We start from the raw sequence: 18,374 nt of genomic DNA, 5'->3' as shown, positions 1-18,374 counted from the left end.
GAAGATGATGACCCTTGAAGTCGAAACATCGCAAGCCCTCGAGGCGCGCTTGGTTGATCTCCAGGCGAGAGTGCGGGCCGCTCGTATAACCGAGACCGAAATAAGAACCTTCCAAAAGGTCGCAGCGATCATGGATGACGGTCGCGGGCAGATTGCTGGCGACGACCTGATCGCAGCATCGTTCCTTGTCGAACCGAAGACTTTCAATAGGTAGCGCACCAGCGGCGGAGCCCTGTCCTTCAGCAAGCGGGCAACTGTTGTACATAGCCTTGCGACGCCCGGCTTCGACCCAACAATTCCGTTTGCCATTGCTTTCCAGGGAGCCTGCAATGGAAAGCGCAAATTTAAAGGGGACGCCGTCCCAACAAAATGAGCCCGCACCGCCGGGTTGGGACGATGCGGGCCGACCAAGAGTGAATTCCCTTGGCCGCAGCGGAGGGGGATGCTGCGCTACTGAAACTGAGAACCGGTATATTAGGTTCCACTTAAGGATAAAGAGATCCTTGTCCCATTTACAACCTCCCAGTCTGTGGGTCCGCACCACGGGCGGCACGGTGCGGATCCGGCCGAAGGTGCCTTTCTCGGCCAGCGCACATCGCGCTGCTGGCCATGCAACCAGCCTCGCTCGCAGGCATCGATTTGGGAAGCGGCCGGCGCGCCCGGCGTGTCGGCCAAGACGCTCGATAGCCACGTCGTCAGGAAGTTATCTCAGTCTTTGAAAGGATGGTGGGCGTGACAGGGATTGAACCTGTGACCCCTGCAATGTCAATGCAGTGCTCTCCCGCTGAGCTACACGCCCATCCGAAGCCGCGCATACACCATTTTTGATCCAGCGCGTCAATAGCAGGAAAAAGGAAAGAAGGCGTCGTCTCGCCGCAGCCGCGATGCCTTGGCCGAAGGCGGCTCAGGCCGCCTGCAGCATCTTCTCGACCTCGTTGACGAGATCGCGCAGATGGAAGGGCTTCGACAGCACCTTGGCGTCTTTCGGCGCCTTGGAATCCGGGTTCAGCGCAACAGCGGCGAAACCGGTGATGAACATGACCTTGAGGTCGGGATCGATCTCGGTGGCGCGTCGTGCCAGTTCGATGCCGTCCATCTCCGGCATGACGATGTCGGTCAACAGCAGCGAGAACGGCTCCTCGCGCAGCCGCTCATAGGCGCTGGCGCCATTGTCGAAATCGCTGACCTGATAACCGGCGCGCTCCAGCGCCTTGACGAGGAACCGACGCATATCGTCGTCGTCTTCCGCCAGAAGAATGCGTGCCATGATGTCCCGTCCGAATCACCCGCCCGAGACTGCCGTGGGGCAGGCCCGTTAACCATCCTGTATATGAGGAGGTGAGGGTAAACATCAAGTGAACGAGGACGAGGAAGCCCCACATTTGGTAAGCGGTGAGGCCGCCGAAATGCTGGACATGCGGCCAGCAAGGTGGCAGTTTCGTTTCATGATGCACTGGTGTTTTCGGGTTCGTTCAAATTGAAGACGGCAGCCGAGGATTTTTCGGTCGTTTCACCCTTCGAAATCCGATCGGGCGCCGAACAGCGCGTTCCCTTCCTCTTCAACTCACCACACAGCGGCCGCTACTATCCCGAACGCTTCCTTGCCATGGCAAGGCTCGACCGCAACGCCATCCGCCGCTCGGAGGATTGCTACGTCGATGAGCTGTTCGGGGGCGCGGTGGCGCTCGGCGCGCCGATGCTGGCGGCGAATTTCCCGCGCGCCTATCTCGACGTCAACCGCGAGCCCTGGGAACTCGACCCGCGCATGTTCGCCGAGCCGGTGCCGTCCTTCTGCAACATCCGCTCGGCGCGGGTGGCGGGCGGGCTCGGCACGGTGCCCAAGCTGGTCGGCGAGGGGCTCGACATCTATTCCGGCCGCTTGCCGCTCGCCGAAGCGGTCGCCCGCATCGAGGCCGTCTACAAGCCCTATCACGAAACACTGAAGCGGCTTTTGACGAGAACCCATGCCCGTTTCGGCTTTGCGGTGCTGATCGATTGCCATTCGATGCCGGCGAGCATCCGTGTCGGCGATAACGGCCTGCGGCCGGACTTCATCATCGGTGACCGTTTCGGCATCTCGGCCACCGCTGCGCTGACCGAAACGGCGATCGGCTTGCTCTGCGCCATGGGCTACACCGTCGCCCACAACAAGCCTTATGCAGGCGGCTTCATCACCGAGCACTATGGCCGCCCGGCGCGTCATCTGCATGCACTGCAGATCGAGGTCAATCGCGGGCTCTACATGAACGAGCGGACATTCGAGAAGGCCGCCGGCTTTGATGCGCTGGCGGATGATTTGACGCGATTTTCGGCCGATCTGATGGCGATGCCCGACCATCATTTCATCGACTTGCCGCTGGCCGCGGAGTGAGATCGCGCACCGGATGGGCAGCTTGGGATTTGCGGCGTAAAAAAAGACCGCATCGTTTTCACGATACGGTCGAAGTCTAGGGAGGAAACGCCCAAGGAGGGCATGGACAGGAGAACCTGTCCGAGATTGAGGGTATTGTGCGCTGCACAAATGTCAAGCGACGTTCAGGCTTTTTTAATTCAGAGTGATGTGGAAACATCGTTTCGATGACGCTGGCGTGACATTCCGGCAACAGTCGCGGCGGCGGATAAATCGATAAACAGCCTTGTTTTGGCAGGAAAGTGGCGGCAGAGCCCTGTTTGGGCATGCCGTATGCGGGAGAATCAGTTGGATATCAGCATCGATTTCATGCGCCGCATCGCGCAGGCGGCAGCGGCGGAGACCTTGCCGCGCTTCCGTGCCCAAGGGGCTGTCGCCAACAAGGAAAAGGGCAGTTTCGATCCGGTCACCGAAGCCGACCGCGAGACCGAGCGCGCCATCCGGGCGCTGATCTCGGCCGAGTATCCCGACCATGGCATTCTTGGCGAGGAGCATGGCAGCGAAAATATCTCGAGCAGGCATGTCTGGGTGATCGATCCGATCGACGGCACGCGCGCCTTCATCTCGGGCCTGCCGGTATGGGGGACGCTGGTCGGGCTGACGGTCGACGGTGACGCGGTCGCCGGCATGATGGCGCAACCCTTCACCGGCGAGCTGTTCTATGCCAACGCGTCGGGCTCGCACTACGAGGGGCCGGGAGGGCCGCGCAAGCTTTCGACCCGCAAGACGACGAAGCTTTCCGAGGCAACCCTGTTCACCACCACGCCGGCGCTGTTCAAGGGCGAGGCGCGCAATCGCTATGACGCCTTCGAGCGGCAGATCCAACTCGCCCGGTACGGCGCCGATTGCTACGCCTTCGCCATGATCGCCTCGGGAAGCGTCGACATTGTCGCCGATCCCGGATTGAAGCCCTACGACATCGTGGCGCTGATCCCGATCATCGAGAAGGCGGGCGGTGTCGTCACCACCTTCGACGGCGGGCCGGCGGAAAAGGGCGGCGATGTGCTGGCGGCGGCAACGCCTGAGCTTCATGCGGCCGCCATGGCTGCCCTGCGCGGCTGATATCTCGGCGCCTTGTTTGGCGCGATTAAATCAGCGCGATCCGATCGAGCGCTGGAATTCCGCTGGGGTGCGTCCGTAGACCTGTCTGAACATCGAGCTGAAATGGCTGTGGCTGGAGAAGCCGAGATCCATGCCCAGCGTGGTCAGATTGTCGTAGCGGCCGAGCAGGTCGAGCGCGCGCGCCAGCCGCAGGCGCAGGTGATAGCGATAGAGCGGCATCGCCTCGACCTGCTGGAAGACTTGCGTCAGGTAGACCGGCGAGACGCCGACGTCGGCGGCAATCTCGGCCAGCGTCCAGCGCCGCGACAGGTCCGAGGACAGGACGAGCTTGGCGCGGTCGACCAATTTCTGCCGTCCAGGGCTGGCGCCCGCGACATGCGAGGTGTGTTCGCCGAGCGAGCGCCGCACCAGCGTCAAGGCGAGCGTCTCGGCTTCCAAGGTCTCGGCGACATTGCGGCTGAGGCTATGGCGCAGCAACGCCACCAGAGCCTGCGCGCGCGGGTCGATGCGCCGGCGCTGGCGGCGGAACGCCAGGCGGTCGCCGGCGCGCAGCTGTCCCTTCGGCGCCAGTTCGCGCAATTGGCCTTCCTCGGCCACAAGGTCGAGACAGGCATCGCCACCTTCGACGGGATGGCTGACCTGATAGGCCTCAGCCGCGTTGAAGAACAGCAGCTGATTGGCCTCAGCGACGACGTCGTTGCGCCCGACATGGCGCACGAAGACGCCGCGATAGGGAAACACCAGATGCGTGGCCGTGCTGCACTCTTCGTCGCTCCGGTGCCGGCATTCGCCGCTGCAGACGATGTCGCGCACCCTGACGGTGCCGGTGTCCAGGAGCGGCTGTACCGTGAATTGCGACATGGCCGTTGCGTTCATCCCTCGTACCGGAAAATGAATCCGGAATTACGAAGGCACTCTACGCAATCGGCCGGTCCAATCCTGTCAGGAGACCTCCGGACGGTGCCTCATTCCCACAAGCGGCGGCTGAATTCGCAATAGGCGTCGCCGCGCGACAGGCCAATGTCCTTGAGCTATTCGTCGGTCATCTCGAGCAAGGCAAGGCGGCTTCGGCGGTTTTCCATCTGGCGACCGACCCATCGGGCTGCCGCCAGGCATTGGGCATGCAAGGACTGGCGGAGGGTTTCGGTGCGAACTGTCGGCGCGGCGACGTGGCCGGCCAAGCGCTGCGCTATTGAATGATCGGGGCGCATGGCTCAATCCTCACCGGCGCCGGCCGCCCAAGCGCCGGCTTCGTTGAGTGCCTGGGCGCATTCCTCGCAGCAGACCTCGACGGTCTTGCCGCCGACCTTGACATGGATCGGATTGGCGCCCAGCTGGCAATCGCAGGCGGCGCAGGTTTTGTCGGTCATGATCTCATCTCCTCGGCGTTCAATTCGACGCGAGCAGATGAGCATTCCGGTACGGGCGCGGACTGTCAGAATCTTTAGCGCTTTTGAGTGCTGCGGGCGCCCACGCCCCATCTTCCTGACAACGGGGTGTCAGCTATGCCGGCCGATCCGTGAAGGGCTTTGGCCAGTCAGGCCGTCGGGTCGTCGGAGCCGGGAACGAAGGCATCGAAGGCGGCGAGGAATTGTTCGCGGTAGAGGTCGGCCTCCTGCAGGATTTCGTGCTTGGCGCCGTCGATCATCAGCATCGAGCCGAGCCTCAGACTTCTGGCGTATGCTTCCACCGCCCTGGTCGAGACGACCTGGTCGGCGCCGGCGGCGATGATCAGCAGGGGAACCTGGATCCTGGCCATGAAGTCGGGATCGCTGATCGCTTCCGAAGCCTTTGCCGCCGCCTGCAGCCAACGGATCGTCGGGCCGCCGAGGGCCAGTTGCGGATACTCTTCATAGATGCGGGTGTTACGACGATAGCGCTGTGGATCCGACGTCACCTTGTTGGCTTCGAAAGGCAGCGTGTCTCTCGGTCGTGGGCCCCAGGCGGCATAGAGCCTGCCAAGGCCCAAAGCGCAGAAAAACGAACAGACGCGGCGAACCGTGCTTATCGAGACCGGCAAGTCGGGCAGCGTCAGGAACGGCGCGATCAGCACCATGCGCCGCACGCGGTTGACCATCGACGGCGCCGCAAGCAGCGTGATCACCGCGCCGGCGGAATGAGCCAGGATGTAGTAGGGTCCACGGCAGTCGGGCAGCACGATCTCCTCGAAGAACTGCTCCAGGTCGGCCGTATAATCGCGGAAGGACCTGACATAACCGCGCTGGCGATCGCGGATCAGCCGGTCGGAACCGCCTTGGCCGCGCCAGTCGAGCGTGGCGACGCCAAGGCCCCGGGCGGCAAGATCGCGGATGGTTTCGAAATATTTCTCGATGCACTCGTTGCGGCCTGGCAGCAGCACCACCGTGCCTCTCATCGGGCGCGCGACCGCTCCAAACAGGCCATAGCGGATCTTCTTGCGGTCGCGCGTGGTGAAGAAGCCGCCGGCGGCGTTTTCCGGCCGCGGATTGCCCTCAGTGTCATGGAAAAGGGAGGTGTCTTGGAGGATGTCCGTCATACGGCGCTTTGTGCTCGGCGTCTTCACGTGCCAGCCTGTCGGGACCGGCCTCTCAAGGTGATAGACGTCAATACATCAAAAGCAAAGGAATTCCAGATGACGGGGGCCGCAGCACAGGGAAGGGCGGAAGCGGCTTTGAGCCCGCTTCCGGCCTTCTGTCGATCCGGGAGGAAGGGACGTTAACACCCGGTTCGGCCTCGTTGCGGCCCCTCTGCAAATTCGGCGCCGCCAATCCTTGATCTTGAGAGCCACTTTAGCGGCAGCTCAATGAACGCGCGCCGAAGCGCCGGTTCATCTGCCGTTCATCAAGGCAGGCCGCCCTGCTTTTTTTGCCGTCCGGCCAAATCTTGAAATGCCTTCGAACGCTCCCCAAATGTGGTTTGCGGTCGCCAATGTCGGGGCCGCTGGTCCTCTCGAAACGCCGCTCGCGGGTTTCGCACCGACCATACGCAAACCATGTTGCTCAACAGGAGAACACCTCATGCGTCACGTTGATTTTTCCCCGCTTTATCGTTCGACCGTCGGCTTCGACCGCCTCTTCACCATGCTCGATTCGCTTGCGCAGCCTGATGGCGCGCAGACCTATCCGCCTTACAATATCGAGCGCACCGGCGAGGATTCCTACCGGATCTCGATGGCGGTTGCCGGCTTCTCGGATGAGGAAATCTCGATCGAAGCCCATCGCAACGTGCTGACCGTGAAGGGTGAGCGCAAGGACGAGGGTACCGGTGAAGGTTCCGAGCTGCTCTATCGTGGTATTGCCTCCAGGGCCTTCGAGCGCCGCTTCCAGCTTGCCGATCACGTTGAAGTCGTCGGCGCCGCGCTGAAGAACGGCCTGCTCTTCGTCGATCTGAAGCGCAACATCCCCGAGGAGCTGAAGCCGCGCAAGATCGCGATCACCTCGGCTCCGGCCAAGGCCAAGCAGATCGAGGCCAAAACCGCCGCCTGACAAGACGGCTGCCTAATGCATAAAGTTAAAGTCTCCTCCCGAGACGGAAGCGGCGCCGAAAGGCGCCGCTTTTTTGTGCGTTTGCTGGGGGGATGTGAAAAGGGGGCTTTGGCCTGACGCTGCTCGCATCCGGCAGCGGGATACCTCTTTTTGCCCTCGGGAGGGGCCGAGCACCAATTGGTTTAGCTTTCTCTAAATAAGTAATATCTTGTTAAGCAAGATCGAACATATTTCGGCGAGGCTCAATCACGGGCACATGCTTCCAATCCCGCCTCGTCTTCTCCTGGGACCATCGAAAAAGGACCTCGCCGGATGTGGCGGAAAACAGCAGCGTGTCTGGCGATCCTGGCAATTACCGGCGGCGAGGCGCGCGCCACGACAACAACCGCTTCCATGGCCGTGCAGATGACGATCACCGCGTCCTGCACCATCAACAGCGCGTCAACCCTGAACTTCGGCTCGTCCGGCGTCATTGCGACCAATGTCGACCAGACGTCCACGGTCCAGGTTCAGTGCACGAACACGACTCCATACAATGTCGGCCTGGACGCGGGCACCGGATCGGGCGCGACCGTCGCCGCCCGCAAGATGACCAATGGTGCCGCCACGATTACCTATTCTCTCTATAGCGACAGCGGCAGAACGACCGTCTGGGGCAACACCATCGGGACAAATACGGTTTCGGCGACCGGTTCCGGCGCCGCGCAAAACTTTACCGTCTATGGACGCGTGCCGGCGCAATCAACGCCTGCGCCAGCTGTCTATACAGACACCGTGACCGTCACGGTAACCTACTGAAGTCGGCCTCATTGACGGTCGACGCCATGGGGGTGGCAATGAATTGGGTAAGGCTGGCTTCTGCCCTGGCGGGGGCATTGCTGTTCGGCGCTGTGCAGGTCCGTGCGGAGTCGCTTCAGGTGCAGCCCGCTCTGGTCGATGTCGTCGCGCCGAGCGCGGCCTCGACCATTACGCTGCGCAATGAGGGGACGACGCCGACCAACGTGCAGATTCGTGTTTTTCGCTGGTCGCAGGTCAATGGCGAAGAATCCCTTCAGCCCACGGATGATGTGGTTGCCTCGCCTCCTGCCGTCACGCTCCTGCCGGGTACCGACTATGTTGCCCGCATCGTGCGAGTGGTCAAGCGACCGGTTGCGACCGAGGAGGCCTATCGCCTGCTCGTCGACGAGCTTCCAGACGCCAGTCGGGCCAAGACAGGCACGGTGAGGCTGCTGGTTCGCCACTCGATCCCAGTCTTCTTCGGTTCGCAGGCAAGAACGCCACCCACCTTGGACTGGACGATATCGAGACAGGACGGCCGTTTGATCGTTTCAGCCCACAACAGGGGCGGTACCCGCTTGCGCATCTCCGCACTCTTGCTACGCGACGTCAGCGGGCACAAGATTTCATTCGGCGGGGGTTTGGTCGGCTATGCGCTCGGTCAGTCGACCATGCGGTGGGCGGCACCGGCCAGCGGGCGCAAATTCGCCACCAAGGGCTCGGTCTCGATCTCGGGCCAAGGCAATGATGGCCCGATCAATGCCGTGGCGCCGGTTGTCGCCGCGCCGTGAATGCGGCTTGGCTCCTGACATTGTCGATATTGGTTGCCACGCTGATACAGTCCAATCGAGCGGACGGAGCGGCGCAGCAGCTTCAGCTCGAAGTCTTCATCAACGGCGCCGCCACCAACCAGATCGCGGCATTCGAGTCTTTCGACGGCCGGCATCTCGGCGCCGCTCCCGACGAACTGCGCGCTTTGGGACTGGACCTCGGCAAGCAACCCCGACCTCGGAGAGCCATCGTCATGCTCGACACCGTGCGGGGGCTGGGCTACCGCTACGAAGAGCGGGAGCAACGCATTTTTCTGACGATCAATGATGGCCTGCGCGGCATGATATCCTATGACGCCGCGCCCGGCCGGGAGGCTTCCCCTGACGTTCGAGCGGGGTTCGGCGGGGTTCTCAACTACAATTTGTTCGCAGCATCGCGGCAGGGGCCCGACGCCAGTGGCTTCGCCTTCAGCGGCGCTTCCACCACCCTCGATGCACGGGCCTTTTCGCCGGTCGGCACCTTCGGCCAATCGGCGATCCTGCGGCTGGAGGACAACGGCCGCGCCGATACATTGAGGCTCGATACCGCCTACACTTATTCCGACCCGGCAACGCTAACCACGTATCAAGCTGGCGATGCGATTTCCGGCGGGTTCGCCTGGACCAGGCCGATCCGCATCGGCGGGCTTCAGGCGCGCCGCGACTTCGGCCTTCGCACCGATCTGATCACCCAGCCGCTTGTATCGGCGAGCGGCAGCGCGGCGGTGCCGTCGACGGTCGACGTCTATGTCAACGAGTTGAAGACCTATTCGCACCCCGTCGACACCGGACCGTTCCAGATCACAGACATTCCCGTCACCACCGGCGGTGGGCAGGCGGTTATCGTCTTGCGCGATGCGGCCGGCCGTGAAACGCGCAAGAGCGTGCCATTCTACGCCTCGCCCAACCTACTGAGGCCGGGGCTCTTCGACTTTTCGCTGGAGGCAGGCCTGCCGAGGTTGGGATACGCGACGACGTCCGACGCCTATGCCGTCAACCAGCCAGTCCTGTCGGCAAGCCTGAGAAAGGGCATCTTCGACTGGCTGACGCTCGAAGCCCACGCGGAGGCCAGCAGCGGCCTGCTCAACGGTGGTCTCGGCATAGTGACGCGCACCGGTTCGCTCGGCGTCGCTTCCTTCGCGGTGGCCGGCAGCCATGGCGCGGCGGGCGGCGGGCTGCAGTCCTATGCCTCCTATGAGATCAGAATCGGGACCCTCAGTGTAAATGCCAGTTCGCAAATGACGTTCGGGTCCTATGACGATCTCGCCTCGGTGAGCGACCGGCTTCAAGACGGCGGAACGTCCGGCCACGCCTTCTTCAGGCTGCTGTCCTTCGACCCCATGGCCGTGGGTGCGTCGACCCGATCCAGGCCGCCGAAGATGGTCAACAGCATTTCCTTCGGAACGCCGCTGCCCTTCGACAGTGGCAGCATTAGCGCAAGCTACATCGATCTGACGCCGGCCTGCGGTGAAGGTTCCAGGATACTCACCGCTTCCTATTCGCGGGCGCTGCCATTCAGCTATCTCAACGCGACCGCTTTCGCCGCCCTTGGCGGGCGACGGAATGCCGGCCTCTTCGCCGGCCTGTCGATCCCGATCGGCGGCAATGTAATGGCTTCGACGGCCATTTCAGCCGACAAGCACGGTGTCGATGTGATTGCCGATGTTAGCAAACCGCTCGGCGAGGACCCGGGCAGCCTTGGCTGGCGGACGAGCTTCAGTCAGGACGGGTCCGCCGAGGGCTCCGCGGCAGTCTCCTATCGTTCCTCCCATGGGCATGCCGAGGCCGGCGTCGGCCGTTCAATCTCGGGCACAGCGGCGACAGCCCAGTTCGAGGGGGCAATCGCAACGATGGGTTCCGGCATTTTCCTGACAGACCGGATCGACGACAGTTTCGCCGTTGTCGAGACGGGTTTGCCGGGTGTCGGCGTGCTTTTCGAGAACCGGCCGGCCGGCGTCACCGACGCGAAAGGAAGGCTTCTGGTGCCGAGCCTGCGCTCCTATCAGCGCAACAAGATCGCCATCGACACGACCAATCTGCCCGTCGACGCCGACGTCACGACCACGCAGGATATCATTGCGCCAGCCGACCGGGCTGGCGTGAGGGTCGATTTCCGAGTTCGCACCGACGTCAGCGCCGCGGTCCTCGTCTTGTCGGGGCCGGACGGACAGCCGCTCGAGGTCGGGTCGCACGGCACGATCAACGGCACGCAGGACTTCGTCATCGGTTATGACGGACGCGCTTATGTGAAAGCACTGGCGCGAAACAACACTGTCGTTGCCGAGACCGCCAAGGGTTCGTGCCGCGCATCATTCGGCTACATGACAAAAGCAAACGAGCAAGTGGTCATCCAGGTTGTCTGCCGCTGATCCCGGATCGGCTGTCTGTGGGTCATCAGTACGTAACCGTCACGACGATTGTGTCGGTGTAGGCTCCGGGCGCGGGCGTCGTCTGCGCGGGCGCGCGGGCGTATACGGTGTATGGTTGATCGAGCCCGGTGCCGGTGCCGCTAGCGGTGTTAATGCCGATCGTGGTTCCCCAGACACTGGCCCTGCCACTGTCGCTGTAGAGCGAATAGGTCACGGTCTTTGCGCCGCTCGTCATCTTGCGGCTGGCAACCGTGGCACCGGAGCCGGCGCCGGCGCTCAGTCCGATATTGTACGGCGTCGTGTCGGTACAGCGAACGGTGACCGAACCGGTCGAATCGACATTGGATGCCAGCACTCCGACGGAGCCAAAGTTCACGTTGGTGGCCGAGACGTTGCAGTTCGCGTTGATTGTCGCGGTCCAGGTGGAGCCGCTGGACGTGGCTTGCCGGCTGCCTGTCGGACACGTCGAGGCGGTCTTGTAATCATAGCTGGCAGCCGGTGCGGTGGTCATGGTCCAGACATACGATCCGGGTCCAGCGGCGGTCTGGTTGGAGAATACTCTGCCGTAAACGGTCAACGCGGTGCCGGCGCTGCCCGAGGAACCCAAAGCAAGATCGTAGGTCGCCCCAATGGGATAGAGCCCGTAACTGGTCGTGGCCAGACCCCAGGACCCCCAGATCGTCGTTCGCGACGCGTCGCTGTAGAGCTCGTGGACCAATCGCTCGGACCCGGAAGCCAGCCGGCGGTTGCCGGCCGCGTTGGTCTGGCCAGGTGAAAGTTCGACGCAAAGGCGCACGGTCTGGTTGGTTGTCCCGGTGCAGTTGATCGAGAAGGTTGCCGTCGTGTCGTCAACGGCTCCGCTCAGAATGTCCACCACGCCGTACGATCCGTTGGCGGCCGTGACGGAGCAGCTCTGGGACCAAGCCCCTTGCAGGCTGCAAGCGAGGATCATTGTGACCAGCGCTGCTCGCAACTGAATTGTCCAGCAAAGCCAATGGTATCGCCAACGACGTATGAACCCTGATCCGCTGCCTTCCACCTTGGTCCGCTTATCAAGGTCCGAGGCCAATTCAAAAACGGGGCGTGTCGCAGCCATTTTGCCCGCTTATCCGGCCAGGAGCTGGCCAAAGCGATCGACTTCCTCGGCCGTCGTGGCAAAGCTGGTGACGAAGCGGTAGAGCAACTCGTCCTCGCCGATATGGCCGTCGAAACCATGCGGCTTGTGCCAGTCGTAGAAGGCGGCGCCCGCCGCCTGCAGCCTGTCGGCTTCTGTCTTCTTGATCACCGCGAACACCTCGTTGGCCTGCGGCAGCCAGGCGAGCTTCGCTGTCTGCGAGTCCTCGATCGCCGCCGCGAGGCGCGCGGCCATGGCGTTGGCGTGCCGGGCCGTGTCGAGCCACAGCCCGTCCTTGAAATAGGCCTCGAATTGCGCCGCCACGAAGCGAGACTTCGAAAACAGCTGCGCGGCACGCTTGCGCAGAAAGGCCATTTCCTTGGCGCGGTCGAGGTCGAACAGCACGATCGCCTCCGCGCACCAGCAGCCGTTCTTGGTGCCGCCGAAGGACAGGATGTCGACGCCGCGTTTCCAGGTCATTTCGGCCGGCGTCGTGTCGAGCGCGGCCAGCGCGTTGGCAAAGCGGGCGCCATCCATATGCAACGGCACGGAATGTTGCTTGGCGATGGCCGCGACCGTCTCGATCTCTTGCAGACCGTAAATGGTGCCGACCTCGGTCGACTGGGTGATCGAAACGGCCATCGGCCGACCCCAATGGACGATCTCGGGCGCGAAGCGGCCGATGGTCCGTTCCAGATTGTGCGGGTCGATCTTGCCCAGAGGGCCATCGACGGCATGAAGCCGCGAGCCGCCGGAAAAATATTCCGGCGCACCGCACTCGTCTTCGATGACATGCGATTCGCGGTGGGCGAAGGAAATGCCGCCGGGCTTGTTGTAGGTGGTCAGCGACAGCGAGTTGGCGGCGGTACCGGTTGCGACGAAGAACACCGCGACCTCGCGTTCGAAAATCTCGCTGAAGCGCCGGTAGACCGCCTGGTCGAGGGCGCCGTCACCATAGGCGGTGGAAAAGCCGCCGGCCGCGGCCGACAGGCCGGCGACGATATTGGGATGGGCGCCTGCCCAATTGTCGGAAGCGAAGAACATGTATCTGCCTGTGCTGGGGAAATCAGCGCGAAGTTGACCGGTTTCGCAAGCCGACCGCAAGGGCCAGACGCCGAAAAACCACCAGCCCCGATCAACTTGTCAGTGTGGCGGCTGGCGACTGAAGCTTACGTTTTCGGTCAGCTTCGCGACATTTTCTGTCGTGTAAGGCCCAAGTTTTTTGTGAATCGGTCTTGTGTGCGTCGGGGAATTCTGCCATAAAAATTTAGGACAGTAGTGCTGTCTTATTTTGTCGCACAAAACAGGCTGGATTGGCGTAACATATGGGCCTCTCCGGCTGTTGCCGCGAGCGACAGGTGGACGGCCAGACTCTGGCCTGTACGATACCAGATGCGGACCATGCGAAAAGCCGCATGATCCGGCAAGGATTTCGCAAGACGTGCCGCAAGGATCAGGGTGAGCAAGACGCTTGCCGAGGCAAATTAGCGACCGAAGAAATGGCCAGCGCCCGAAGGGCTGGGAACGGAGGACAGGACAATGACGGACATGACGCTTGCTGCGACGAACGGCCAGGCCGCGCAGACGAAAGCGGCTGCCGTCAAAACTGCGCCTCGATCCAACATCGGCCGAACCGCCAACGGTCTTGCCGCGCAGGGCCTCTACGATCCGCGCAACGAGCATGACGCCTGCGGCGTCGGCTTCATCGTCAACATGAAGGGCGTGAAGTCGCACCAGATCGTCAAGGACGGCCTTGCCGTGCTCGAAAACCTGACGCATCGCGGCGCCGTCGGGGCCGATCCGCTGGTTGGCGACGGCGCCGGCGTGCTGGTGCAGCTTCCGGACCAATTCTTCCGTGAGGAGATGGCGGCCCAGGGCATCGAACTGCCGCCTTCTGGCCAATATGGCGTCGGGCACTGGTTCATGCCGCAAGACGCCGCTCTTCGTGCCCATGTCGAAGAGATCATTGCCGAATCGGCGCAGTCCGAGGGACTGCCGCTCATCGGTTTCCGCGACGTGCCCGTCGACAATTCATCCCTGTCGAAGGCGGCTGACATCGTGGCGTCCGAGCCGTTCCATCGGCAGGTCTTCATCGGCCGCACGGCGGATATTCCCGACGACGAGGAGTACGAGGCCAGGCTTTACCTGCTGCGCAAGGTCATATCGGGCCGCATCTACGCCGAGAACGACAACAAGGATATCGGCGCCTATTGCGTGTCGCTGTCGGCGCGCACCATCGTCTACAAGGGCATGTTCCTGGCCTACCAGGTCGGCGCCTATTACAAGGACCTCAAGGACCCGCGCTTCGAGACAGCGTTGATCCTGGTCCACCAGCGCTTCTCTACCAACACCTTCCCGTCGTGGAAGCTGGCGCATCCCTACCGCATGGTCGCCCACAATGGCGAGATCAACACGGTGCGCGGCAACAACAACTGGATGGCGGCCAGACAGGCTTCCGTCGATTCCGAACTGTTCGGCAACAACATCTCGAAGCTGTGGCCGATCTCCTATGACGGCCAGTCCGACACCGCCTGCTTCGACAACGCGCTCGAATTCCTGTTCCAGGGCGGCTACAGCCTCAGCCACGCCATGATGATGCTGATCCCGGAAGCCTGGGCCGGCAACAAGCTCATGGGGGCCGACCGCAAGGCTTTCTACGAGTACCATGCGGCCCTTATGGAGCCATGGGATGGACCGGCGGCGGTCGCCTTCACCGATGGCCGCCAGATCGGCGCCACGCTCGACCGCAACGGGCTGCGTCCGGCACGCTACATCGTTACCGACGACGACCGCGTCATCATGGCCTCGGAAGCCGGCGTGCTGCCGGTGCCGGAGGAGAAGATTGTCAAGAAGTGGCGGCTGCAGCCCGGCCGCATGCTGCTGATCGACCTTGCCAAGGGCCGCATCGTTCCCGACGAGGAGATCAAGTCGGAGATCGCGACCAAGCATCCGTACAAGACCTGGCTTGCGAATACCCAGCTCATCCTGGAAGATCTGAAGCCGGTCGAGCCGCGCGCGCTGCGCAAGGATGTCAGCCTGCTCGATCGCCAGCAGGCGTTCGGCTACACCCAGGAAGATACCAAGCTGTTGATGTCGCCGATGGCGACCACCGGCCAGGAAGCCGTGGGTTCGATGGGCACCGACACGCCGATCTCGGCAATGTCGGACAGGTCGAAGCTGCTCTACACCTATTTCAAGCAGAACTTCGCCCAGGTCACCAACCCGCCGATCGACCCGATCCGCGAGGAGCTGGTGATGAGCCTGGTGTCCTTCATCGGTCCCAGGCCGAACATCTTCGACCTGGTCGGCAATTCGCGCCGCAAGCGGCTCGAAGTGCGCCAGCCAATCCTGACCAATGGCGATCTGGAAAAGATCCGCTCGATCGGCCACACCGAAGACCGCTTCGACACCAAGACGATCGACATCACCTACGGGTCGAGCGAGGGCGCTGCCGGCATGCAAGGCGCCATCGACAGGCTCTGTGAGCGAGCGGAGGCGGCGGTCGCCGGCGGCTACAACATCATCATCCTGTCCGACCGCCAGCTTGGCCCTGACCGGATCGCCATCCCGGCACTGCTGGCGACGGCAGCCGTGCATCACCACCTGATCCGCAAGGGGCTGCGCACCTCTGTCGGCCTCGTCGTGGAATCCGGCGAGCCGCGCGAAGTGCACCATTTCTGCTGCCTTGCCGGTTACGGCGCCGAGGCGATCAACCCCTACCTCGCCTTCGACACGCTGCTCGACATGCACAAGCGCGGCGAGCTGCCGGAGGAGGTCGACGCCTACGAAGTGGTGTCGCGCTACATCAAGTCGATCGGCAAGGGCATCCTCAAGGTGATGTCCAAGATGGGCATCTCGACCTACCAGTCCTATTGCGGCGCGCAGATCTTTGACGCGATCGGGCTGAAATCCGATTTCGTGCAGCAATATTTCACCGGCACGGCGACGCTGATCGAAGGCGTCGGGCTGGACGAGGTCGCGGCCGAGACGGTCAGCCGTCACACGGACGGTTTCGGCAGCGATCCGGTGCTGCGCAACAGCCTGGATGTCGGCGGCGAATATCTGTTCCGCATGCGCGGCGAGGCGCATATGTGGTCGCCCGACGCGGTCGCCACCTTGCAGCATGCCGTGCGGCAGGGCTCGTGGGAGACGTTCAAGGACTATTCCGCGCAAATCGACAGCGAGACGGCGCGCGCCCAGGCCATTCGCGGCCTGTTCAAGATCAAGCTGGCTGAAGAGAACGGGCGCAAGAAGGTCGCGCTCGACGACGTCATGCCGGCAGCCGATATCGTCAAGCGCTTCTCGACCGGGGCGATGTCGTTCGGCTCGATTTCGCGCGAAGCCCACACCACGCTGGCGCGCGCCATGAACCAGATCGGCGGCAAGTCGAACACCGGCGAGGGCGGCGAAGAGGCTGACCGCTATCTGCCGCTGCCCGGTGGCGGCAAGAACCCGGAACGCTCGGCGATCAAGCAGGTCGCTTCCGGCCGGTTCGGCGTGACGGCGGAATATCTGGTCAATTCCGATGTCATGCAGATCAAGGTCGCGCAGGGCGCCAAGCCCGGGGAGGGCGGCCAGTTGCCCGGCCACAAGGTCGACGCGACCATCGCCAAGGTCCGGCACTCGACGCCCGGCGTCGGCCTGATCTCGCCGCCGCCGCATCACGACATCTATTCGATCGAGGATCTGGCGCAGCTGATCTATGACCTGAAGAACGTCAATCCGGCGGCCGACGTGTCGGTCAAGCTGGTGTCGGAAGTCGGTGTCGGCACGGTCGCGGCGGGTGTCGCCAAGGCACGCGCCGACCATATCACCATCTCGGGCTATGATGGCGGCACCGGCGCCTCGCCGCTGACCTCGCTCAAGCACGCCGGTTCCCCGTGGGAAATGGGTCTGGCCGAGACGCATCAGACGCTGGTGCTGAACGGCTTGCGTTCGCGCGTGGCGCTGCAGGTCGATGGCGGCCTGCGCACCGGGCGCGACGTCATCATCGGCGCGCTGCTCGGCGCCGACGAGTTCGGCTTCTCGACCGCGCCCTTGATCGCGGCCGGCTGCATCATGATGCGCAAGTGCCACCTGAACACCTGCCCTGTCGGCGTCGCGACGCAGGATCCGGTGCTGCGCAAGCGCTTCAAGGGCACGCCCGAGCACGTCATCAACTTCTTCTTCTACGTCGCGGAAGAGGTGAGGGCGCTGCTCGCCGAAATGGGCTTCACCCATCTCGACCAGATCATCGGCGACACCGACCTTCTGGAAAAGCGCGACCTGATCGTGCACTGGAAGGCGCGCGGACTCGATTTCTCGAAGATGTTCTACAAGCCCGATGCCCCGCATGAGGCGGTGCATTGGACCGAGCGGCAGAAGCATCCCATCGACGATGTGCTCGACCGCAAGCTGATCGAGTTGGCCAAGCCCGCGCTGGAGGCCAAGCAGCCGGTCCAGATCGAGGTCGACATCCGCAATGTCGACCGTTCGACGGGTGCCATGCTGTCGGGCGAAGTCGCCAAGCGCTTCAAGCACAAGGGGCTGCGCGAGGACACGATCCAGGTGAAGCTGACCGGCACCGCCGGCCAGTCGTTCGGCGCCTTCCTGGCGCGCGGCATCTCGTTCGAGCTTGTCGGCGCCGGCAACGACTATGTCGGCAAGGGGCTATCGGGCGGCCGCATCGTCATCCGGCCACCAGAAGAAGCCAAGATCGTCGCGGCCGAGTCCATCATCGTCGGCAACACGGTGCTCTATGGCGCAACAGAGGGCGAAGCCTATTTCGCCGGCGTTGCCGGCGAGCGCTTCGCCGTGCGCAATTCCGGTGTTGCCGCCGTCGTCGAAGGCGTCGGTGACCATGGCTGCGAGTACATGACCGGCGGCATCGTCGTCGTCATCGGCAAGACTGGCCGCAACTTCGCCGCCGGCATGTCGGGCGGCGTCGCTTATGTGCTGGACGAGGCCGGCGATTTCGCCGAGCGCTGCAACATGGCCATGGTCGAGCTGGAACCGGTTCCGGAAGAAGACGATCTGATGGAAAAGCTGCTGCACCATGGCGGCGACCTCGACCACAAGGGCCGCGTCGACGTGTCGGGCGACATGACCAGCCACGACGAGGAACGGCTCTACCAGCTGATCTCGAACCACGTGCACTATACGGGTTCGGTGCGCGGCCGCGAGATCCTCGACGACTGGACGACGTTCCGGCCGAAATTCCGCAAGATCATGCCGGTCGAGTACCGCCGTGCGCTGATCGAGATGGAACGCATGCGCATGGGCGTTGCCGCCGAATAGATTTTTGCAACGGCCGGGAGGCCCAGGCTTCCCGGCTTCATGTCACCGACAATTTGACCTCTTGCCGAAGGTTGCCATGGCTGCCTCAAGAGG

Annotated in this window: 14 protein-coding genes and 1 tRNA gene; 8 read left to right on the top strand and 7 right to left on the bottom strand. The window is 63.0% G+C overall.

Going from position 1 to position 18,374, the window contains the following annotated elements; genetic code table 11:
• Positions 1-4: 4 nt before the first annotated feature.
• Entirely contained in the window at positions 5-214 is a 210-nt protein-coding gene (locus LB577_RS08125; protein ID WP_023778532.1) for a hypothetical protein, read from the top strand.
• 510 nt (positions 215-724) lie between these two features.
• Here LB577_RS08125 and LB577_RS08120 read toward each other — a convergent pair.
• A tRNA-Val gene (locus tag LB577_RS08120) sits at positions 725-799 on the bottom strand.
• A 105-nt stretch (positions 800-904) separates the two neighbouring features.
• Positions 905-1,267, bottom strand: coding sequence for a cell cycle two-component system response regulator CpdR (gene cpdR / locus LB577_RS08115; protein WP_006199474.1), 363 nt, complete (start codon positions 1,265-1,267; stop codon positions 905-907).
• A 162-nt stretch (positions 1,268-1,429) separates the two neighbouring features.
• Here cpdR and LB577_RS08110 point away from each other — a divergent pair, with 162 nt between their 5' ends.
• Both LB577_RS08110 and hisN read left to right on the top strand, forming a co-directional pair.
• Positions 1,430-2,371 carry an N-formylglutamate amidohydrolase gene (locus LB577_RS08110; RefSeq protein ID WP_224686292.1) on the top strand — a complete coding sequence of 314 codons (942 nt, stop codon included), beginning with the start codon at positions 1,430-1,432 and terminating at the stop codon, positions 2,369-2,371.
• A gap of 327 nt (positions 2,372-2,698) precedes the next feature.
• Positions 2,699-3,472 carry a histidinol-phosphatase gene (gene hisN, locus LB577_RS08105; protein WP_023765827.1) on the top strand — a complete coding sequence of 258 codons (774 nt, stop codon included), beginning with the start codon at positions 2,699-2,701 and terminating at the stop codon, positions 3,470-3,472.
• Positions 3,473-3,502: 30 nt separating this feature from the next.
• On the opposite strand, the gene LB577_RS08100 is transcribed toward hisN, so the two are convergent.
• The 3 genes from LB577_RS08100 to LB577_RS08090 all read right to left on the bottom strand — a co-directional run bounded on the left by LB577_RS08100 (position 3,503) and on the right by LB577_RS08090 (position 5,987).
• The gene (locus tag LB577_RS08100; RefSeq protein ID WP_224686348.1) at positions 3,503-4,333 is read right to left on the bottom strand and encodes a helix-turn-helix transcriptional regulator; all 831 of its coding nucleotides are present in this window, start codon (positions 4,331-4,333) and stop codon (positions 3,503-3,505) included.
• A gap of 353 nt (positions 4,334-4,686) precedes the next feature.
• Positions 4,687-4,842, bottom strand: a complete 156-nt coding sequence (locus LB577_RS08095; protein WP_224686291.1) for a hypothetical protein — start codon at positions 4,840-4,842, stop codon at positions 4,687-4,689.
• A 167-nt stretch (positions 4,843-5,009) separates the two neighbouring features.
• On the bottom strand, positions 5,010-5,987 hold the full coding sequence (locus tag LB577_RS08090; RefSeq protein ID WP_224686290.1) for an alpha/beta fold hydrolase: 978 nt from the start codon (positions 5,985-5,987) through the stop codon (positions 5,010-5,012).
• 481 nt (positions 5,988-6,468) lie between these two features.
• Between LB577_RS08090 and LB577_RS08085 the strand changes: the two genes are divergently transcribed.
• From LB577_RS08085 to LB577_RS08070, 4 genes are all read left to right on the top strand, one after another.
• Complete coding sequence (locus tag LB577_RS08085; protein WP_013893124.1) at positions 6,469-6,936, top strand: Hsp20 family protein; 468 nt, start codon at positions 6,469-6,471, stop codon at positions 6,934-6,936.
• 312 nt (positions 6,937-7,248) lie between these two features.
• The gene (locus tag LB577_RS08080; RefSeq protein ID WP_224686289.1) at positions 7,249-7,734 is read left to right on the top strand and encodes a spore coat U domain-containing protein; all 486 of its coding nucleotides are present in this window, start codon (positions 7,249-7,251) and stop codon (positions 7,732-7,734) included.
• Positions 7,735-7,772: 38 nt separating this feature from the next.
• Positions 7,773-8,504 (top strand): molecular chaperone, encoded by a 732-nt coding sequence (locus LB577_RS08075; RefSeq protein ID WP_224686288.1) that lies wholly within the window; start codon positions 7,773-7,775, stop codon positions 8,502-8,504.
• Positions 8,505-8,524: 20 nt separating this feature from the next.
• Positions 8,525-10,891, top strand: coding sequence for a fimbria/pilus outer membrane usher protein (locus LB577_RS08070; RefSeq protein WP_224686287.1), 2,367 nt, complete (start codon positions 8,525-8,527; stop codon positions 10,889-10,891).
• Between the two features lie 25 nt (positions 10,892-10,916).
• Here LB577_RS08070 and LB577_RS08065 read toward each other — a convergent pair whose 3' ends face one another.
• Both LB577_RS08065 and LB577_RS08060 read right to left on the bottom strand, forming a co-directional pair.
• Complete coding sequence (locus tag LB577_RS08065) at positions 10,917-11,843, bottom strand: spore coat protein U domain-containing protein (RefSeq protein ID WP_224686347.1); 927 nt, start codon at positions 11,841-11,843, stop codon at positions 10,917-10,919.
• Positions 11,844-11,996: 153 nt separating this feature from the next.
• Positions 11,997-13,049: a threonine aldolase family protein gene (locus LB577_RS08060; protein WP_224686286.1), complete on the bottom strand. Its 1,053-nt coding sequence runs from the start codon at positions 13,047-13,049 to the stop codon at positions 11,997-11,999.
• Between the two features lie 495 nt (positions 13,050-13,544).
• On the opposite strand from LB577_RS08060, the gene gltB reads away from it, so the two are divergent.
• Positions 13,545-18,281 carry a glutamate synthase large subunit gene (gltB, locus tag LB577_RS08055; protein ID WP_224686285.1) on the top strand — a complete coding sequence of 1,579 codons (4,737 nt, stop codon included), beginning with the start codon at positions 13,545-13,547 and terminating at the stop codon, positions 18,279-18,281.
• Positions 18,282-18,374 lie beyond the last annotated feature (93 nt).

The organism is Mesorhizobium sp. B283B1A, assembly GCF_020165735.1.
Taxonomy (GTDB): domain Bacteria; phylum Pseudomonadota; class Alphaproteobacteria; order Rhizobiales; family Rhizobiaceae; genus Mesorhizobium; species Mesorhizobium opportunistum.
This window is presented reverse-complemented; position numbering and strand designations above follow the sequence as displayed.